Consider the following 19,992-nt stretch of genomic DNA (forward strand, 5'->3'; position numbering starts at 1 on the left):
TTTAGTGGGTAATTTCAATACGGCCAAAGGAAGGCGTCGTGGGGGGAGCGGATCGCGGGGCAGTGGGTCAACGAAAGGCCAACGAAAAAGGGGGCGCCCCGCGCCCCCTGTTCCGGTCTCTCGTGCAATTTAGCCCCGCCGGCGTCCGCCGCCTGAGCCAAGCGACACGAAGTGCGGACCGATGTCGATGTGGATGTGGCTCATGCCCGCGTAGGTCATGGTGCCGCCGGCGTGGTGATTTGCCCTCAGCCAGTTGACGATCGCGCCCTTGCGCGAACCGGCGTCGAAATCGACCGCGAGGCCGAAGCCATGCTTGGAGGGCTTCCCGCTACCGGCGATACGTGCGCCCGGACGGCACGTGGAGATCACGTTGACCGGACCGAACTGCGCCTCGACACGAGCGAGCAACGCTGCGGCCGAAGCCTGCAGGCAGCTGCGCGATGCGCTTGCTCCGCCACCGCCGCCGCGGTGGGTCACGGAGCGCGAGGCCAGCCGGCCGGCGCGTCCACGCCCGGCAGACGAGCCGCGATTGGAAACCTTCTTGTTGCGATAGGAACCGTTCTGAGCCGCGCGGCGCGCAGCCGGACGGTGGCTTGCCGTCGCCTTGCGAGCGGTCTTGCGTCCATCCCGTTCGTAAAGCGAGCTGATCGGCCCGTTGTCGATTGCCGCTTGAGCCGGCGCAGTCATGGTGGCTCCGAGCCCCAGACACACTAACGCAGCACAAATCCCCTTGCTCATGGAGAACTCCTCTTAATCCTATTCGATCGTTGCTAAGTTCCGGGATCCAAACAAAGTAGATCGGGAGAAGTGAGAAGTAGTCCCCCCGGAACGCAAAAGATCATGTCGATGATGCCTCGCCGTTGGGCTGCAGGCATGGTGAGCGCATTGGGATCATCTGCCGGACGACCGGCACGATTGGCCTCTGTCCTCGGCTGTTCCCAAAGGTTACTCGACATGACGTCCCCGCACTGACCAGTCGGCCGTGGTCAAAATGTGGCTCCACGGCGCCCTGCGACGGAATGCGCAGGCACCTGCGGAACCGGCGTATTCCGCGAGCTCGGGCATTATCTAAGATGATGAATTTACAAGAAAAACGGGCCGGACTCTCGTCCGGCCCGTCTGAGATGATTTAACGCATCAGACCGCGCAGTCAGCCGCCGAGGCGGCGCTGCCACCATCCGCGGCGCACGGGCTCCGAGCCCGCCTCTTCGGACGTGCTGCCGGACTGCTCCGGTGTGACGACGACACGCTCGAGCTTCGGCTCGGCGGCGGCCGTCGTGGCTCCGTTACGGGCGCGAACGCGCGCGAGCAGCGTATCCTCTCCAGCGGAGGCCGGAGCCGACGCTGGTGCGGAAGGTTTTGCAGGTCTTTCAGGTGCCGCGGCCGCGCGTGCCGGCGTCTCGCTCCGGCGCGAGCGACCGCTCGATGCTTGAGGTGCGGCGTCAGCCTTCGGTCGGCGGCCCTGGGTCGGTGCGCGCTCGTTCGCCCCGGCAGAGGCGTCTACCGCTCCGGCCGGCGCAACGTCTTCAGCCCGCTCCGGAGCAATCGTTTCGACGAAATCATGGTCGTCGGCGCCGTCATCGCTGCCGGAACCCTCGCCGTCCGCCGCGTTCAACGCCGCATCGCCGTGTTCACCTTCGCCCGGACGGCGATTGCGGTCACGGCCGCGACGGCCACCGCGACGGCCGCGCCGGCGCCGGCGTCCACCGGACTCGTCCGACCGGTCGCCACCCTCACGCGGAGGCCGGTTGCCGTCACGCGCGCTTTGCGCGGGAGCGTCGCCGTCCTCGAAACCGTCACCCTCGCCGCCGCCTGCGGCTCCGCCGGCTTCTTCAAGCGCGGGGGCCTCATCGTCGTCGTCATAGGGTTGCTCGCCATCGCCGCGGCTCGCTTCACGAGGCTCGCCCCGGCCGCCATCGGAGCCGTTGCGGCGGCCACGCCGGCGACGGCGGCGACGGCCGCCTTCTCCTTCTTCCCGGCCACGGCCTTCGCCTGACGACGTAACGGCGCTGTCTTCGTCGGCCTCGGCGTCGGCTTCGACGTCGGCCTCAACCGAAGCATCGGCCGGTGCGTCTTCGCCTTCGAAGCCCCAATCCATGTTGACGGCCGCCCGATCGGGACGACGCACCGCGACGGGTGCGGCCTGGCCCTTCTCGATCAGGAAGTTAGCGCCTTGCAGCTTGTCGCTGGCCTGCACCGTGACGAACACCCCGTTGCGGGTCTCCATCTCGTTGATGAAGTGGCGCTTGTTGTTGAGAATGTAGAGCGCGACAGCCGACGTCGTCGTGGCCACGAGCGACGTGCGCGCGCCGGCCATGAGTGCATCTTCGATCGCGCGCAGCACGGCCAGCGCAACGCTTTCCGTGGAGCGGATGATGCCGGTGCCCTGGCAATGCGGGCACTGCGAGGTCGAACCCTCGAGCACGCCCGACCGCAGGCGCTGTCGGCTCATTTCCATGAGGCCGAAGTGGCTGATCCGGCCGAGCTGAATGCGAGCCCGATCGAAGCGAAGCGCATCCTTCAGCCGCCGCTCGACGGCCCGGTTGTTGCGCTTCTCCTCCATGTCGATGTAGTCGATGACGACCAGACCCGCGAGGTCGCGCAGCTTGAGCTGGCGCGCGATTTCGTCGGACGCTTCGAGATTGGTGTTGAGCGCGGTCTCCTCGATCGAGAACTCGCGGGTCGATTTGCCGGAGTTGACGTCGATGGCGACCAGCGCCTCGGTCTGGTTGATGACGAGGTAGCCGCCGGACTTGAGCGTCACGTACGGATTGAACATCGCATTGAGCTGGCGCTCGATGCCGTACTTCGTGAACAGCGGCTCGGCGTCGGCATGCGAAATGACGTTCTTCGCATGGCTCGGCATGAGCATGCGCATGAAGTCCTTGGCGTCCTTGTGCGCGTGATCGCCGGCGACGACGATCTCGTCCACGTCCTTGTTGTAAAGGTCGCGGATCGAACGCTTGATCAGATTGCCTTCTTCGTAGACGAGGCTCGGCGCCGTGGATTCGAGCGTCAGGTCACGCACGCTCTCCCACAGGCGCAGCAGGTATTCGAAGTCGCGCTTGATCTCCTGCTTGGTGCGCGATGCGCCCGCCGTGCGAATGATCAGCCCCATGCCTTCCGGCACTTCGAGCTCCTGCGCGATCGCCTTGAGACGCTTGCGGTCCTGCGGCTGCGTGATCTTGCGGGAAATGCCGCCACCGCGCGCGGTGTTGGGCATCAACACGGTATAGCGGCCAGCCAGCGACAGGTACGTGGTGAGCGCTGCACCCTTGTTGCCGCGCTCCTCCTTGACGACCTGCACCAGAATGACCTGGCGGCGCTTGATGACTTCCTGGATCTTGTAGCTGCGCGGCCGGCGGCGCGGACGCGACGGCAGTTCCTCGAGCGCATCCTCGGACCCAGCGCTCTCGAGCGCTTCGGGCTCGGCGGCGGCACTGGCGACCACCTGCACGCCGCCTGCGTCGCCCCCGGCTTCCGCCGCTGCGTCGCTGGAAGCGGCGGCGCTGTCGGCAGCCGAATCCGGCTCCCGATCGCCGTCGTCTTCGTCGTCCATGTCGTTCCGAGCGGCATCCGGCTCGTCGTCGCCGGCAGCGGCTTCATGATCGCCCTGGAAGTTGCCGGCCGTTTCCGGTTCCGGCGCATCTTCGGCGAGGATCTCGTCGCGCGCGGTCGCTTCCGCGATCACCTGGGGGCGATCGTCGCCTTCGTCATGGTGCGAGCTATCGGCGTGATCATGCTCGTGATCGTCGTCATGATCGTCGTGCTCGTCCGCGTCGTGGGCGTGATCGTCATGCCCCTCGTCGCGCGGAGCGCGATCCTCGGAGGATCCGCCGCGATTGCCGCGGCCCTCGTCAGGCCGGCGGCGCCGCGCCAGGCGCTCGGCGCGCGCGTCGGCCGCCGCTTCTTCCTCGGCTTCGGCCGCAGCCTCTTCCTCGAGCAGCGCCCGGCGATCCGCCATCGGGATCTGATAGTAGTCGGGATGGATTTCGTTGAAGGCGAGGAAGCCGTGGCGGTTTCCGCCGTAGTCGACGAAGGCCGCCTGCAACGATGGCTCTACGCGCGTGACCTTGGCGAGGTAAATATTCCCGCGGAGAAGTTTGCGGGCCGCGCTTTCGTAGTCGAATTCCTCTACTCGTCCATTGCGCAGCACCACGACCCGAGTCTCCTCGGGATGGGTGGCGTCGATAAGCATCTTGTTCGGTGCCATGTTTTTTTATCCTTTGCGCGCCGGTGGGCCGAACCACCGGGTCCGGCCAGGCGGCCGGAGGCGTCATGCGGCCAGGTAGAGGCGCGCGCCTTTGTTGTTGTGTGGGGGTTGATGAAGAATGTGGCGAAGGGTGGGGCGCACATCTCGATTGCGGCCGGAAGGTCCGGACACAATCCGCCGTGAGCCGTCATCGGCTCGAAGGCTTGTTCAGGAGATGTGCGTTCGATCTGCATAATCTTGTGAGAAGAAGTGTCCTTGGATTGACGCCGCATCCGATGCGCTGCCCGGTGAGGCGGCGCTGGAGCGTGAACGTGGTCGTGAGGCTCAGGCACATGGGCGGCAGGGTGCTGCGCGAGCGCCTAAGCCGAGCCGGATTTCCACTGATGACAGCCTCAGCCACAACCGGACGGAAAGCCCGCGCTGATGCTTGCCTTGCTTGCCCACGACACCCCTTTCATTGGTGCCGGCGGACAAGCTGCATCGTGTCAGCGACCACGCGTGGTTCGCGGCATCGCAGGCGGCGCTTCTGGCAGTGATGGATCAACAGACCCCGCGCCTGAAACAGGCGCAACTTGCCGTTCGCGAAGCACGCACCAAGCTGCCTTCGAGCCATGCGCATCGTATGCTTCTGGAGTGCGAACCCTGCCGGAGGAAAACCGATCTAAACCTGACCGAGCATCCGGCAAAAAACTAAACTTCCGCGCGAAGCAGACGAACACGACATGATGCGGGTTAATTTTGTACGGGTTCGATGCCTGCGTGGCAAGCCCGTTTACGAGTCGGGGCCCCCGCCGGGCCCGGAATCGGTGCGGCTCTTGCGCAAATCGGACGAATATGAGCTAACTTGTAGCGCCTACGTCATTTTTTGCGAACAATCGCGATAGGGTACGCGTGCGACCGCGCAGGGGAACCATGACCGGAGCCGGGGGGCTGCGAGCGGCGCTGGCCCTCACGGCCCTTTTGGCATTGGCCTTCGCAACGCCCCAGGATGCATATGCAGACCCGGCCGCGGCCGCCACCCAGGCCGCCCTGTCCGGTGACAAAACCCGCACCACGCTCCGCATCGAGATGACGGCCGGCGTCACCGCCGAGATCTTCACCCTGGCCAATCCCTACCGGGTCATCGTTGACCTGCCGGATGTATCATTTCGCCTGCCCGACGGCACCGGGCAGACCGGCACCGGCCTCGTCCAGACCTTCCGCTACGGTCTGTTCGCGGACAAGAAGGCGCGCATTGTCCTGGACACGACGGGCCCTGTCCGGATCGAGCGCGCGGCCATGACAGCGGCGCCTGCCGACAAGGGCATCATTTTCACGTTCGATATGGTGACAACCGCCCCGGAAAGCTTCGGTCTCGGCACCGGCGCCGATCGGGCCGCCGAAGCGCCCGCGCCCGCCGCCGAGCAGCCGGGCGGCGCCAAGCCCAGACATCCGGGCAAACCGATCATCATGATCGACCCCGGCCACGGCGGCATCGACGGCGGCGCTGTGAGCGCGTCGAACACCCTCGAGAAGAACGTCGTCCTCGCTGTCGGCAAGGAACTGGCGCGCCAACTGTCCACGAGCGGCCGGTACGACGTCCGCCTGACTCGCTCAACGGATGTTTTCATATCGTTGGATCAGAGACTTGGCCTGTCGAGCAGCAACGACGTCGATCTCTTCCTCTCGCTCCACGCGGACTCGCTCGCCGACGTCAACGGCGCGTCCGGAATTCGCGGCGCGACGGTCTACACTTTGTCCGAGCGCGCCTCCGACGACCACGCCCGCCGCATGGCCGAAAAGGAAAACGCCTCCGATGCGGTCGCCGGCCTCAGCGTCGGCAAGTCCCAGGGAGACGACGAGGTCAAAAGCATCCTGTTCGACCTGATGAAGCGCGAGACCGCAAATTTCTCGACCGATTTTTCCAACGTGCTCATTCGCCAGTTGAAACGCACCGTGCTGCTGTCGCGGGTGCCCCAGCGCGCGGCGGCTTTCAAGGTGCTCAAGCAGACCCATTCGCCGTCCGTGCTGGTGGAACTCGGCTACCTGAGCCACCCCGAAGACGAAAAGCTGCTCAACTCGCCAGCCTGGCACAAGCAGACAGCGACGGCGATCGCCGCGGCCATCGAAACGTATTTTTCGAAGCGCACCGCCGGCCCGTCGGTGCCCTAGCGAGCAGTCCGCTGGCGGATGGCCGAAGACCCGTCACGATGCCGGAGGGGCGTAACATCTTAGTGCGCCGGAGGCGCCACGTCATAGTACGCCGGAGGCGCCCCGTCATAATGCGCCGGAGGCGCAATGCCGCAGTCAAAACCGTCACCGGAATATCGTTGAGAGACATATGTTTAGGAAGACGGAAATCCGGACGACGTGATGCCACATTCCATGTTAATGTCCGATCGGGTTGCTGCACCGCAATAGAATAGGCGGCGGCGCCCCGGCGCGTCTCCTCCGGCCATGCGTTCAGTGCCGGCCACGCGATCGCCATTTCGTTCCTGACCCAATTTGGTTGCTGGATCAAATCCAGACACAAAGCGAAGATAAGCCAGACTTCGCATGACCCCCAGTACGACGAGCATGAGACGTCTCGAGCGGATCCGATCCTGAATGAGAGTGCCGACCCTACCACCCCAGCCTGAGCCGACCCGCCGCCGAGGCGGCCGGCGCAAGAAGAGCTTGCTGCTGAGTTTCCTCGGCTGGAGCTTCGCGGCATTCGTCGTGGTGTTCCTCGTTGGCTCCGCGGGTGCCGGCTTCGTGCTCTGGCAGGCATCGAAGGACCTGCCCGACTACGAAAGCCTTGCCCGCTACGAACCGCCCGTCATGACGCGCATCCATGCGCACGACGGCTCGCTGATCGCCGAGTACGCGCGCGAGCGGCGCATTTTCGTGCCCATCAACACCATTCCGAAACGTGTCGTCGCGGCGTTCCTGTCCGCCGAGGACAAGCGCTTCTACGAGCACGGCGGCCTCGACATGCAGGGCATCGCGCGCGCCGTCTTCAAGGCGATCGAGACGAAGGCGACGGGCGGCGACCGCCGCACGGAAGGCGCCTCGACCATCACCCAGCAGGTTGCCAAGAACTTCCTCTTGACCAGCGACCGCACCATGGAGCGCAAGATCAAGGAGGCGATCCTCGCCATCCGCATCGAGCGCGCCTACTCGAAGGACAAGATCCTCGAGCTCTACCTGAACGAGATCTATCTCGGCATCGGCGCGTATGGCGTCGCTGCGGCGAGCTTGGCTTACTTCAACAAGGAACTGAAGGATCTGACGGTTGAGGAGGTCGCCTACCTCGCCGCCCTGCCGAAAGCGCCGAACAATTATCACCCGTTCCGCCAGACCAAACGCGCCACCGAGCGCCGCGACTGGATCATCGGCCAGATGGCCGACAACGGCTACATCACCGAGGAGGAAGAGGCGGCCGCGAAGGCCAAGCCCCTGACCGTCAACATCCGACCGGGCGGCGCGCACATCTTTGCCGCCGAATACTTCGCCGAGGAAGTCCGCCGCTCGCTGATGTCGGCATACGGCGAGGCCAAGCTCTACGCCGGCGGCCTGTCGGTGCGCACGACACTCGACCCGAACCTTCAGAGGATCGGCCGCAAGGCGCTGACCGAAGGACTGGTCGGATACGACCGCAAGCAAGGCTGGCGCGGCCCCGTCAGCAAGATCGACGTCACCGGCGACTGGGGCGTGCCGCTCGGCGCGGCCGAGAGCCCGACGGACATCGCCCCGTGGCGGCTCGGCGTCGTGCTGTCGATGGAGAAGACCAAGGCCGTCGTGGGCCTGCGCCCCTCGCGCAAACAGGACGGCTCGCTCACGCCGGAGCGTCACGCCGTCGAAATCACGCTTGATGAAATCAAGTGGGCGAAGATTCCGGGCAAGCGCACGGAGCCGAAGCAGATCGCCGACATTCTGGCGCCCGGTGACGTGATCTACGTCACCCCGAAGGACGAGAAGAACCTCGCCGGCACCTGGTCGCTCGTGCAGATCCCCGAGGTCTCCGGCGGCCTGATCGCCATGGACCCGCACACCGGTCGCGTGCTTGCGGTGGTCGGCGGCTTCTCGTTCTCCATGAGCCAGTTCGACCGCGCCCTCCAGGCCAAGCGTCAGCCTGGTTCGTCCTTCAAGCCGTTCGTATTCGCGGCTGCGATGGACAACGGCTACAAGCCGACCTCCATCGTGCTCGATGCGCCGATCGAAATCGAGCAGGGCCCGGGCCAGGACATCTGGAAGCCCTCGAACTACGAGAAGGATAAGTCCGGCGGGCCGACGACGCTTCGCGTCGGCGTCGAGAAATCGCGCAACCAGATGACGGTTCGCCTAGCCCAGGACATGGGCATGCCGATCATCACCGAATACGCCAAGCGCTTCGGCATCTATGACGACCTCCTCCCGGTGCTGTCCATGTCGCTCGGCGCGGGCGAGACCACGCTGCTGCGCATGGCGACCGCCTATTGCATGATCGCGAACGGCGGCAAGACCGTGCGGCCGACCTTGATCGACCGCATCCAGGACCGCTGGGGCAAGTCCGTCTGGCGCCACGACGCGCGCGAGTGCGTGGGATGCACGGCCGACCAGTGGGCCAGCCAGGCCGAGCCGGACATTCCGGACGACCGCAAGGAAATCATCGACCCGCACACGGCCTATCAGATGACCTCCATCATGGAGGGCGTGATCCAGCGCGGCACGGCGACGTCCCTCAAGTCGTTGAACCGTCCGCTCGCGGGCAAGACCGGCACGACCAATGAGGAAAAAGACGCTTGGTTCGTCGGCTACACGCCTGACCTCGTCGTCGGCGTGTTCGTCGGCTACGACAACCCGCGCCCGATGGGCAAGGGCAACACCGGCGGCATGGTCGCTGCGCCGATCTTCGGCGCCTTCATGAAGGAAGCGCTGGCCGATCAGCCGGCCATCCCGTTCCGCGTTCCGCCCGGCATCAAGCTCGTGCGCGTCAACGTCCACACGGGCCTGCGCGCGGCACCCGATGACCCGTCCGCCATCGTCGAGGCCTTCAAGCCGAACGAGGAGCCGGATGACGCCTATTCGGTCATCGGCTTCTCCGACCCCTACGCCCAGCAAAGCTCGGCCAGCGGCGCGCCTCCGCCAGGAAACTGGCAATCCACGCCCCAGGCCGCTCCGCAGAACGGCCCCGGCGGTCTGTGGTAGCGCGGCACTGCCGGGCGAGTGGCTGAACCCGCAGAACCGCTCCCGGTCATTAATCCCGTCATCGCGCCGCGTTTACTTTGAGTGCGCCGCTGACTATATGTCTCGCCGTACTCACAATTCATTCCCCCCGGGAGGCAGTCATGCGCGCAGAAGCGCAAAAAGTCGCGGCTTCGATCGAAGAGGCCCTGGCCCTCTTGAGGAGGTATCTTTGACCCGGAACAAGCCGAAGCGCGCCTAGAAGATCTCAACCGGCGCGCGGAAGACCCCGCGCTGTGGAACGACCCCGCACAGGCGCAGAAAACCATGCGCCAGCGCCAATCGCTCGAGCAGTCCCTCGCCGATTTCCGGCGCGTCGTCCGTGAATTCGAAGACAACCTCACGCTCATCGAACTCGGCGAAGCCGAGGATGACGACGCAATTGTCGCCGAAGGCGAGACTGCGCTGAAGCGCCTGGACGAAGAGGTCCAGCGCAAGAGCGTCGAAGTCATGCTCTCCGGCGAGGCCGATGGCATGGACACCTACGTCGAAGTCCACGCCGGCGCGGGCGGCACCGAGAGCCAGGACTGGGCCTCGATGCTCGCGCGCATGTACATGCGGTGGGGCGAGCGGCGAGGTTTCAAGGTCAAGCTCATCGATGAGAGCCCCGGTGAAGAAGCCGGCATCAAATCCGCGACGCTCGAGATCAGCGGCGAGAACGCGTTCGGCTGGCTGAAGACGGAAGCGGGCGTGCACCGGCTCGTCCGCATCTCGCCATTCGACTCGAACGCGCGCCGCCACACGAGCTTCGCGTCCGTCACGGTCTACCCCGTCATCGACGACACCATCGACGTCGAAATCAATCCGGCCGATGTCGAGATGAGCTTCGCGCGATCGAGCGGCGCCGGCGGCCAGCACGTCAACCGTACGGAATCGGCCGTGCGCCTCGTCCATAAGCCAACGGGCATCGTGATCTTTGCCCAGGAGCAGCGCTCCCAGCATCAGAACAAGGACATTGCCTACAAGCGGCTCAAGGCTCGAATTTATGAGATGGAGCTGAAGAAGCGCGAGCAGAAGGCGTCCGCCGACCAGGCCGCGAAGACCGACATCGGCTGGGGCCACCAGATCCGATCGTACGTTCTCCAGCCGTATCAGCTCGTGAAGGACCTGCGTACCGGTGCTCAAAGTTCGAGCCCCGACTCCGTGCTCGACGGCGACATCGATCCCTTTATCGAAGCGACGCTGGCGCAGCGCATGAAGGGCGGCACGGCGACCGAGATTTCGGACCTCGACTAATCCGGGCTAGTCGTCTCCCGGTTAGTCGTTCTTCTTTTGCTTTCTGAGTTTTTCTTGAACATCGGGCGGGATCGGGGGGCCCGGCAGTATCGACTGCGAACCTTTCGCGTCCTCCCTGTCGGTCACGGCGCGGCTGACGAAGTCATCGTCGTCTCGGACGACTTCGCGCGCGGTCGCCGACAAGGGGTCGCGGGCTTGCTTTTTCTTGCCTGTCATTGCACCTGCTCCGGCACCGTTAAGCGGTGCTTCCTGTTTCCACCCAACGAAACGTGACCGGGCAGGGGCTGGTTCCCCAGGCAAGGGTCTTAGCGGGACCGTTTCGGCGGCAGATCCGTGCACACGCCCTCGAACACCTCGGCCGCCATGCCGATGCTTTCGGACAGGGTCGGATGCGGATGGATCGTCTTCCCGATATCGACGCCATCCGCGCCCATCTCGATGGCCAGGCACACCTCCCCGATCAAATCCCCCGCATGCGTCCCGACAATGCCGCCCCCGACGATGCGGTGCGTCTCGTCGTCGAACAGGAGCTTGGTGAAGCCCTCGTCACGCCCGTTGGCGATGGCGCGGCCCGATGCCGCCCACGGGAAAACCGCCTTGGTCACTTTGCGGCCTTGCGCCCGCGCGTCGTCCTCCGTCACTCCGGCCCATGCGATCTCGGGATCGGTATAGGCGACCGACGGAACCTGCAGCGCATCGAAGTACGCAGGCTTTCCGGCCGCCGCTTCCGCCGCCACATGACCTTCGTGCACGGCCTTATGCGCCAGCATCGGTTCACCCGCGATGTCCCCGATGGCGAAGATATGCGCCACGTTGGTGCGCATCTGCTTGTCGGTGCGGATGAAGCCGTCGTCGCCGACCTCCACGCCCGCGCGCTCCGCGCCGATCCGCTTCCCGTTCGGCGTGCGGCCGACAGCCACCAGCACCATGTCGTAGCGCTGCACGCCTTTGGGCGCGCTCTCGCCCTCGAAGCCAACGTGAATGCCATCCGCCTTTGCTTCGGCTGCGACGGCCTTTGTCTTGAGCATCACCGCATCGAAACGCGATGCGTTCTTCTTCTGCCAGACCGCCACCAGATCGCGATCCGCACCTGGCATCAGCACGTCCCGCATCTCGACGACATCGATCCGCGCGCCCAGCGCCGAATAGACGGTCGCCATCTCCAGCCCGATGATGCCGCCGCCGATGACCAGCATCCGATCGGGGATACTACGCAACGCCAGCGCTCCCGTCGACGAGACGACGCGCGGATCGTCCGGCAGGAACGGCAGCCGGATCGCCTCCGAGCCCGCGGCGATGATGGCCGACTTGAAGCTGACGACCTGACGACGGTCGCCGGTCTCGACTTCCACGCGATGCGCGTCGAGAAACCGCCCGCTGCCCCGCACTACTTCGACGTTCCGCGCCTTGGCCAAGCCTGAAAGCCCAGTCGTGAGCCGTCCAACGACCTTGTCCTTGTGCGCGCGGAGCTGTGCGAGATCGATCCGCGGGGCGCCGAACGTCACGCCGTGCGCAGCCAGCGCCACCGCTTCCTCCATCACCGACGCGGTGTGCAGCAGTGCTTTCGAGGGAATGCATCCGACATTGAGGCACACGCCCCCCAGCACGGGAAATCGCTCGACCAGCACCGTCTTCAAGCCGAGGTCGGCGGCCCGGAACGCGGCCGAGTATCCACCCGGACCCGCGCCCAGCACGAGCACGTCGCAAGCGAGATCGGAGGAAACGGCGGACGGCGCGGCCATGGATCAGCCTTCGGTTGCGTTTGGAGGGACGTAGAGTGCTCCCGGAAAAGTGGGAACCGGTTTTCCGATTAGAAGCACGATAAAACAAAGACCTAGAGTCGTTCCTTGATACCACCAAACGCGCAACGACTCTAGAGCACGAGCTGACGCACATCGGTCAGCGCGTCGCAGATCTTGCGGAGAAAACGCGCACCCAGCGCGCCATCGACAGCCCGATGATCGTAGGAGACGCACACTGGCAACATCAGCCGCGGCCGAAACTCCGCGCCGTCCCACACCGGCTTCATGGCGGCGCGCGACGCGCCGAGAATTGCCACCTCCGGCGCATTGATGATCGGCGTGAACATGACACCGCCGATACCGCCGAGGCTCGAAATGGAAAACGTCCCGCCCTGGATGTCGGCCGGCGTGATGCGGCCCTCGCGCATCCGCTGAGACACCGCCCCGAGTTCCTGGCTGAGTTCGAGAATGCCTTTGCGGTCGACATCCTTGATCACGGGCACGACCAGTCCATCAGGCGTATCGACCGCCACGCCGAGATTGAAGTATCGCTTGAGGATCAGCGCATCCTTGGCGGGCGACAGTGACGCGTTCAGCTCCGGATGCGCCTTGAGCGCCGAAACCGACGCCTTCATCAGGAACGCCAGCAGGGTCACCCGGTAGCCCTTCTCGCGGGCGTCGCCGTCCAACTCCTTCCGGTAGGCTTCGAGATCAGTGATGTCCGCCTCGTCCGCCTGCGTGACGTGGGGCACGTTGAGCCACGCGCGATGCAGATGCGGGCCCGACAGCCTCTTCAGGCGCGACATCGGCGCGACTTCGATGGGGCCGAACTTGGCGAAATCCTGTGGCGGAATCTCCGGAATGCCCGCGCCGCCGCCGCCACCGGCCTCCCGCGCGATCTGGCGTTTCACGTCATCCTTGGTGATCCGGCCTTTCTCTCCGCTCCCCGTAACCTTGGTCAGGTCCACGTCCAGCTCCCGCGCGATGCGGCGCACGGCGGGGCTCGCATGGACGTTGCCGGGCGCCGTATCGAGGCCCGGGAAACGCGACGCCTTATGAGACGACGTTGTGTATGACGATGCCGAGTGTGACGACGACGACGCCTCAACGTCGTCCGGATCGCCCTCGTCCGGTTTCGCCGCTTGCTCGGCAACGGCGCCACGTTTCGCAGGCGTCTTCGGCGGTGCGGAGTCCCGCCTGTCGCCGCTGTCACCCTTGGCGTCGTCGTCTTTTCCGCTCGATCCAGTCTCGAGACGAAGGATCGCAGTGCCCTCGCTCACCTTGTCGCCGACCCCGACCAGCACCTCCGCGATCCGGCCCGCGGCAGGTGCCGGAACCTCCATCGCCGCCTTGTCGCTTTCGAGCGTCAGCAGCGGATCGTCTGGCTTCACCTCGTCGCCCGGCTTCACCATGATCTCGATGATCGGCACGTCCTTGAAGTCGCCGATGTTCGGAACTTTGATATCCATCAACGCCATCAGACCCTGCCGTCACGTTCGAGCTGGATTGGGCTTTTCGGGATCGATCCCATACGCCTTGATCGCCTCAGCGACCTTGATCGAGGGAATCTTGTTCTCGTCCGCAAGCGCCTTGAGCGCGGCGATGGTGACGAAATGGCGATCGACTTCGAAGAACGAGCGCAACGCGCGCCGGTAATCCGAGCGCCCGAAGCCATCGGTCCCGAGCACGGCATACCGCGACGGCACGAACGGGCGCACCTGATCGGCATAGAGTTTCATGTAATCGGTCGACGCAATAACGGGCCCGTCACCCCGCGCGATGAGCTGCTGCGTCACGTAAGGCACGCGCGGCGTTTCGAGCGGATGCAGGAGGTTCCACCGTTCCGCATCGTGCGCCTCGCGGGCCAGCTCCGTAAAACTCGTGACGCTCCACACGTCCGACGCGACACCCCAGTCCTTTTCGAGCAACTCCGCGGCCGCGATCACCTCGCGCAGGATCGCGCCGGAACCGAGCAGCTGCACCCGATGTCCCTGCGCACCTTCCGGCGCGGCACGAAACAGATACATCCCCTTGACGATCCCGGCCTCGGCCCCGTCCGGCATCGGCGGATGCTCATAGTTTTCGTTCAGCAGCGTGAGATAGAAGTACACGTCCTCCTGGTCGGTCAGCATCCGCTTGAGGCCGTTCTGAAGGATCACGGCGACTTCGTAATTGAAGGTCGGATCGTAGGAGATGCAGGTCGGCACGGTTGCCGACAGGATGTGGCTGTGGCCGTCCTCGTGCTGCAGACCCTCGCCGTTGAGGGTCGTGCGCCCCGACGTTCCGCCGAGCAGGAACCCGCGCGCGCGGATATCGCCCGCCGCCCAGGCGAGATCGCCGACACGCTGGAAGCCGAACATCGAATAAAAAATGTAGAACGGCACCATCGGCGTATCGGAGGTGGAATAGCTCGTCGCCGCCGCGATCCACGACGCCATCGCCCCGGCCTCGTTGATGCCCTCCTGAAGCATCTGGCCGGACTTGTCCTCCTTGTAGAACATGAGCTGATCCGCATCCTGCGGGATGTAGAGCTGCCCCACCTGGCTGAAGATGCCGAACTGCCGGAACATGCCCTCCATGCCGAAGGTGCGGGCTTCGTCGGGCACGATCGGCACGATGCGCCGGCCGAAATCCTTGTCGCGCATCAAACCCGTCAACATGCGCACGAACGCCATGGTGGTGGAGATCTCGCGCCCGTCCGATCCTTTGAGCTGCGTCCCGAAGCTGGCCAGCGGCGGCGCCTCGATCGGCGTTGACGTGCGGCGGCGCTGCGGCAGGTATCCGCCAAGCTCACGGCGGCGCTCGTGCAGATAGCGCTCTTCGTCCGAGCCTTCCGGCAGCCGTATGAACGGCACTTCGGTCAGCGCTGAATCCGGCACGTCGATTTTGAAGCGATCGCGGAAATGCCGGAGCGCCTCGGAGTCCATCTTCTTCATTTGATGGGCGAGCATCGTCGCCTCGCTGCCCGCGCCCATCCCATAACCCTTGATGGTCTTGGCGAGGATGCAGCTCGGCTGATCCGTCTTGCGCACGGCTGCATCGTAGGCCGCGTAAACTTTGCTCGGGTCGTGCCCGCCGCGCGTCAGTTTCCAGATCCTGTCGTCGCTCCAGTCCGCGACCATCGCCGCCGTTTCGGGATAGCGGCCGAAGAACTTCTCGCGGATGTAGGCGCCGTTGCGCGACTTGAAATCCTGGTACTCGCCGTCGACGCATTCCTCCATGAGCTGGCGCAGCCTGCCCGTCGTGTCGCGCGCCAGCAACTCGTCCCACTGCGAGCCCCAGACGACCTTGATGACGTTCCAGCCCGCGCCGCGAAAATTCCGCTCCAGCTCCTGGATGATCTTGCCGTTGCCGCGCACGGGCCCGTCGAGGCGTTGCAGATTGCAGTTGATCACGAAGATGAGATTGTCGAGCTTTTCACGGCCCGCGAGCGAGATCGCGCCGAGGCTCTCGGGCTCGTCCATCTCTCCGTCGCCGCAGAACACCCAGACCTTCCGGCCCTCCGTATTGGCGAGCCCGCGCGCATGCAGATATTTGAGGAATCGCGCCTGATAGATCGCCATCAGAGGGCCGAGCCCCATCGATACGGTCGGAAACTGCCAGAAGTCCGGCATCAGCCAGGGATGGGGATAGGACGACAGCCCGCCGCCGCCGACTTCCTGGCGAAACTTGAGGAGCTGATCCTCGGTAAGCCGTCCCTCCAAAAACGCCCGCGCATAGATGCCGGGCGACGAGTGGCCCTGGATCATGACGATATCGCCGCCATGCCCCTCCGACGGCGCGCGCCAGAAATGGTTGAACCCGGTCTCGTAGAGCGTCGCGCCGGATTGGAAGCTCGCGATGTGCCCGCCGAGCTCGGACGACTCCTTGTTCGCCTTGAGCACCAGCGCCGCTGCGTTCCAGCGGATGGCCGCTGCGATGCGGTGTTCCAACTCCCGGTCGCCCGGATGGCTGGGCTCTTCCCAAGCCGGAATGGTGTTGAGGTAGGCGGTGCTGGAGGCAAACGGCAACGCCGCGCCGCTGCGTCGCGCCTCGTCGACGACGCGGCCGAGAATATCGTCGGCCCGCACGGTCCCATCGGCGGCGATGACAGACGAGATCGAGTCCGTCCAGTCGCGCATTTCCGGGTCGCGCGGGTCGTGCGCTTTGCCGCCGTTGTTGCTCATGTTTCCATGCCGCCCAGGCTGAAGCACGGACGACGGAACGCGAAGCCCCGTGATCCCACATCCAATCATGTAAGCGTTGTCAAGGGTTACGGCTAGATGCCGTCGGCAGTTGATCCGCGTTTAGCGGTCCCCCCAAAGGCGTCGGATAGAGCGGCGGCTGGAGGCGCTTCCCGAAATCGCTCAACGCGCGGCGGACGTCTTCGCCGGCGCGCGTTATCGCGGCTCGCTCCGCGCGCAGAGTCTCTGCAAGCCTGAGGCGCTGAAGCCGAAGCGACATGGACATCGGCACGTCATGTTTGAGATCAAGCGAATTCACCCCTCGCGGAGAAAACGCCGCGTGCAAAGGATCGTCGTGTGCCATCGCTCACCCTCGGATAACGCCTATCCGATCAAGTAGGGTGAGCCGAAACGGGTTCCCGGCTATCCACAGCCGTAATCGGCATGTGGAAAACCCGGCCCCCGCGTGGCGCTGCACGCTAGTTAGGCAGCGCTCGCGACGCGCGCCACTCCGAGAGCTGGATCACCTCCGCGCTGTGCCCGGTCGGGAGCGACAGCGAGAGGACCCGGCGCGCCATCCGGTAGCGGAAACATTCCACCAGAAAACTGACGGGGGCGCCGTACACGTAGAAGCTTACCTTGGTCTTGGACATCGGAAGGCTCCGTGCTGTTGAGCACGGTCCATCTCAATGTGCGTCGCGATATTTCGCTAGTGCGGCATGGCCACTATAGGAACTGCAACCTGTCAAAAATGCGCGCCACCTCAACGCGCGTGAAACAGAACGACGCGTGAAACAACGGCGGGCGCCACGCGTTGTAGAGGGCCGGCACCCGAAAGCCCGGTACCCAAATCGAATGCCGGCCACCAAGAAGGACGATCGACATGCCACCGAAACGGAAATCCGACCTCGAAAATGCTGCGCTCGACGCCGATGTCGAGCACAATCAAGGCTTGGTGCCGACGGAGCCTGTCGACACGGACGACAACGACGACCCGGACGCAGACGCCAGCGGCGACTCGGACGACGAGCGCGAGGATGAAAACGAAGCCGTCCGGCAAACGCGCGAATAGCGTCGAGATGCAACGCTACCCGGCCACCGTCGTCACGTCAGAACATGCACGCTGAACAGGCCGCGGGGGTCGGTCCTGACGGACGCCGGCGACCAGCCCGCACGCTCGGCCAGCGCCTGGAATTCTGAGGCGGCATACTTGTAGGAGTTTTCGGTGTGGATGCTCTCGCCGGCCCGCATCCTGAACGGGCGCCCGCGGATTTCGAATGCCTGATCCAACTGGCTCACGAGATGCATCTCGATCCGGCCTTCTAAATCGTTGTAGAGCGCAGTGTGCGTGAAGGCTTCGAGATCAAACGCCGGTTCGATCTCGCGATTGATCCGCGCCAGCAGATTGAGATTGAACTCCGCCGTCACACCCAAGCGATCGTTGTAGGCGTTTTCAAGGATCGTCTTGTCCTTCTTGAGATCCACGCCGATGATCAGGCGACCACTACCCCCCAGCAGCGTCTTGAAGCGCGAGAGCAGCTTTGCGGCATCGGGACGATGCAGGTTGCCGATGGTCGATCCCGGGAAAAAGCCCACACGCGGCCGGCCCCGCAAACCCTGTGGAAACCGCACTGCGTCGGAAAAATCTCCAACCACCGGACGGATATCGAGCGCAGGATAGCGCCGGGCCAGACGGACGCGGGCCTGGGCGAGGGCGTCGGGCGAGACGTCGATCGGCACGTACGCCGCGCCGGGAGGCAACTCGGCGAGCAGAAACTCCGTCTTGCGGCTCGATCCCGATCCGAATTCGACAAGCACGCTGTCCGAAGTCGCGCCGCCCATCAGCGCGGCCGCATGCGCCTTCAGGATCGAAGCCTCCGTCCGCATCGGGTAGTACTCTTCAAGCTCGGTAATCTGCTCGAAAAGATCGCTGCCGCGCGCATCGTAGAAATAGCGGCACGGCAATGTCTTCTGGGCCATAGACAAGCCGTCCAATACAGCACCGACGAAGGCCTCGTCGAGCACGCGCGCTCTTGGGCCGAGGCCTGCGAGTTGTGAATGTCCGAGCATCATGCACCATCCGCGGCCAAGCGAAGGCCGACGAACTGCCAGCGCTGATGGGGATAGAAAAAGTTGCGATAGGTCGCTCGGGTGTGACCGTGGGGTGTGACGCAGGAGGCGCCACGCAAAACCTGCTGGCTCACCATGAACTTGCCGTTGTATTCGCCGATGGCGCCCTCGGGCGGGCGGTAGCCAGGATAGGGAAGGTAGGCACTCTGCGTCCACTCCCAGACATCGCCGAAGAGCTGACGTGGGGGCCCGGGCGCAGCCTTTGCGGCCGGCAGCGGCTTGAAAGCGCCAGACCCGAGGTCGTTCCCGGCGATCGGCACGGACGCCGCGGCCACTTCCCATTCGAATTCCGTCGGGAGCCGCTTCCCGCTCCAGCGCGCAAAGGCATCCGCCTCGAAATAGCTCACGTTGCTGACCGGCGCGGCCAAGTCCAGCGGGCGGCGCCCTTCGAGCGACATCGCCATCCACGGGCCATCGCCGTCGTCCCAGTAGAGCGGCGCCCGCCAACCCTCCCGATTGACGGTCACCCACCCGTCGGCGAGCCAGAGGGCAGCCGTGCGATATCCGCCATCCTCGATGAACGCCAACCACTCGCCATTCGTGACGAGCCGGTCGGCCAGCTTAAATGGGTGGATGAGTGCGGCGTGGCGCGGCCCCTCGTTGTCCCAGGAGAAGCCTTCGCCATCGTGGCCGAGCTGATGAATGCCACCGGCATAGGAAATCCAGCCGAGGTCCGGTTCGCCCAGAGTTGAGACCGGAGCCGGCTTCGGTGACAGGTAGGCGGGTCGCAGAGGGCTCGACGCGAACAGCGCCAGAATGTCCGTCAGCAGCAATTCCTGATGTTGCTGCTCGTGGTTAATGCCGATCTCGACGAGGCGGGCGATCTCACCCTCGGGTTCGCTTTGCGCGAACAAATTTCGAAGCGCCTCGTCGACATGGGCGCGATAGGCGAACACGTCCTCGATGCTGGGCCGTGTCAGCAGCCCCCGCTTGGCTCGCGGATGGCGCGCGCCCTGGCTCTCGTAATAGGAGTTGAAGCAGAAGTTGAAGCGCTCATCGAACGCACGGTAGCCGTGCACGAATTTCGCGAGAATGAAGGTTTCGAAGAACCACGTGACGTGCGCCAGGTGCCACTTCGTGGGGCTCGCGTCGTCCATGGCCTGAACGACCATATCTTCGGCCGACAACGGCTGCGCGAGATCCAGGCTGAGACGCCTCGTCTCGAACAGCCGCTCCCCGAGAGGCCGAGGCGAGGAGGTGCGCGGCAGCGCACGAGTGGAGAGTTGACTGGACATAGGCAGATCCCTTCGGACGAGGTACGCGCTTAAACGCGCAAGGGATCAGAAAAGTGCCGAAATTTTCTCACCCGACCATCAATTGGCAA

The 19,992-nt window shown here is 64.7% G+C and carries 14 protein-coding genes; 5 read left to right on the forward strand and 9 right to left on the reverse strand.

Features of this window, described 5'->3' with window-relative positions; translation table 11 throughout:
- Positions 1 to 129: 129 nt before the first annotated feature.
- Positions 130 to 687, reverse strand: a complete 558-nt coding sequence (locus ACTIFK_RS06520; protein ID WP_439542244.1) for a hypothetical protein — start codon at positions 685 to 687, stop codon at positions 130 to 132.
- 463 nt (positions 688 to 1,150) lie between these two features.
- A complete protein-coding gene (locus tag ACTIFK_RS06525; protein ID WP_439542245.1) occupies positions 1,151 to 4,213 on the reverse strand; it encodes an Rne/Rng family ribonuclease in 3,063 nt (1,020 codons plus the stop codon).
- Positions 4,214 to 4,670: 457 nt separating this feature from the next.
- On the opposite strand from ACTIFK_RS06525, the gene ACTIFK_RS06530 reads away from it, so the two are divergent.
- From ACTIFK_RS06530 to prfB, 4 genes are all read left to right on the forward strand, one after another.
- Entirely contained in the window at positions 4,671 to 4,907 is a 237-nt protein-coding gene (locus tag ACTIFK_RS06530; RefSeq protein WP_439542246.1) for a hypothetical protein, read from the forward strand.
- Positions 4,908 to 5,125: 218 nt separating this feature from the next.
- On the forward strand, positions 5,126 to 6,364 hold the full coding sequence (locus tag ACTIFK_RS06535) for an N-acetylmuramoyl-L-alanine amidase (protein ID WP_439542247.1): 1,239 nt from the start codon (positions 5,126 to 5,128) through the stop codon (positions 6,362 to 6,364).
- Positions 6,365 to 6,799: 435 nt separating this feature from the next.
- Positions 6,800 to 9,361 (forward strand): penicillin-binding protein 1A, encoded by a 2,562-nt coding sequence (locus tag ACTIFK_RS06540; protein ID WP_439542248.1) that lies wholly within the window; start codon positions 6,800 to 6,802, stop codon positions 9,359 to 9,361.
- 140 nt (positions 9,362 to 9,501) lie between these two features.
- Positions 9,502 to 10,633, forward strand: a protein-coding gene (gene prfB / locus ACTIFK_RS06545) for a peptide chain release factor 2 (protein ID WP_439542249.1) whose coding sequence is annotated in 2 segments (ribosomal slippage) — positions 9,502 to 9,570 and positions 9,572 to 10,633 — 1,131 coding nt in all. Because the reading frame shifts where the segments join, the coding sequence is not laid out codon by codon here.
- Positions 10,634 to 10,654: 21 nt separating this feature from the next.
- Here the strand turns inward: prfB and ACTIFK_RS06550 are convergent.
- The 5 genes from ACTIFK_RS06550 to ACTIFK_RS06570 form a co-directional block, all read right to left on the reverse strand.
- Positions 10,655 to 10,849 (reverse strand): hypothetical protein, encoded by a 195-nt coding sequence (locus ACTIFK_RS06550; RefSeq protein ID WP_439542250.1) that lies wholly within the window; start codon positions 10,847 to 10,849, stop codon positions 10,655 to 10,657.
- An 89-nt stretch (positions 10,850 to 10,938) separates the two neighbouring features.
- Complete coding sequence (gene lpdA / locus ACTIFK_RS06555; protein ID WP_439542251.1) at positions 10,939 to 12,375, reverse strand: dihydrolipoyl dehydrogenase; 1,437 nt, start codon at positions 12,373 to 12,375, stop codon at positions 10,939 to 10,941.
- Between the two features lie 131 nt (positions 12,376 to 12,506).
- Positions 12,507 to 13,853, reverse strand: coding sequence for a 2-oxo acid dehydrogenase subunit E2 (locus tag ACTIFK_RS06560; protein WP_439542252.1), 1,347 nt, complete (start codon positions 13,851 to 13,853; stop codon positions 12,507 to 12,509).
- A 12-nt stretch (positions 13,854 to 13,865) separates the two neighbouring features.
- A complete protein-coding gene (gene aceE / locus ACTIFK_RS06565; protein WP_439542253.1) occupies positions 13,866 to 16,541 on the reverse strand; it encodes a pyruvate dehydrogenase (acetyl-transferring), homodimeric type in 2,676 nt (891 codons plus the stop codon).
- Between the two features lie 476 nt (positions 16,542 to 17,017).
- A complete protein-coding gene (locus ACTIFK_RS06570) occupies positions 17,018 to 17,191 on the reverse strand; it encodes a hypothetical protein (protein WP_439542254.1) in 174 nt (57 codons plus the stop codon).
- A gap of 230 nt (positions 17,192 to 17,421) precedes the next feature.
- Between ACTIFK_RS06570 and ACTIFK_RS06575 the strand changes: the two genes are divergently transcribed.
- Complete coding sequence (locus ACTIFK_RS06575) at positions 17,422 to 17,610, forward strand: hypothetical protein (RefSeq protein WP_439542255.1); 189 nt, start codon at positions 17,422 to 17,424, stop codon at positions 17,608 to 17,610.
- Between the two features lie 32 nt (positions 17,611 to 17,642).
- On the opposite strand, the gene egtD is transcribed toward ACTIFK_RS06575, so the two are convergent.
- Together egtD and egtB are read right to left on the reverse strand one after the other, a co-directional pair.
- Positions 17,643 to 18,611, reverse strand: a complete 969-nt coding sequence (gene egtD, locus ACTIFK_RS06580) for an L-histidine N(alpha)-methyltransferase (protein ID WP_439542256.1) — start codon at positions 18,609 to 18,611, stop codon at positions 17,643 to 17,645.
- Positions 18,608 to 19,903 carry an ergothioneine biosynthesis protein EgtB gene (egtB, locus tag ACTIFK_RS06585; RefSeq protein WP_439542257.1) on the reverse strand — a complete coding sequence of 432 codons (1,296 nt, stop codon included), beginning with the start codon at positions 19,901 to 19,903 and terminating at the stop codon, positions 18,608 to 18,610. The genes egtD and egtB overlap by 4 nt, the downstream gene beginning before the upstream one ends.
- Between the last annotated feature and the right edge of the window lie 89 nt (positions 19,904 to 19,992).

It is taken from the genome of Hyphomicrobium sp., from assembly GCF_051860585.1.
In the GTDB taxonomy this organism is placed as follows: Bacteria; Pseudomonadota; Alphaproteobacteria; order Rhizobiales; family Hyphomicrobiaceae; genus Hyphomicrobium_C.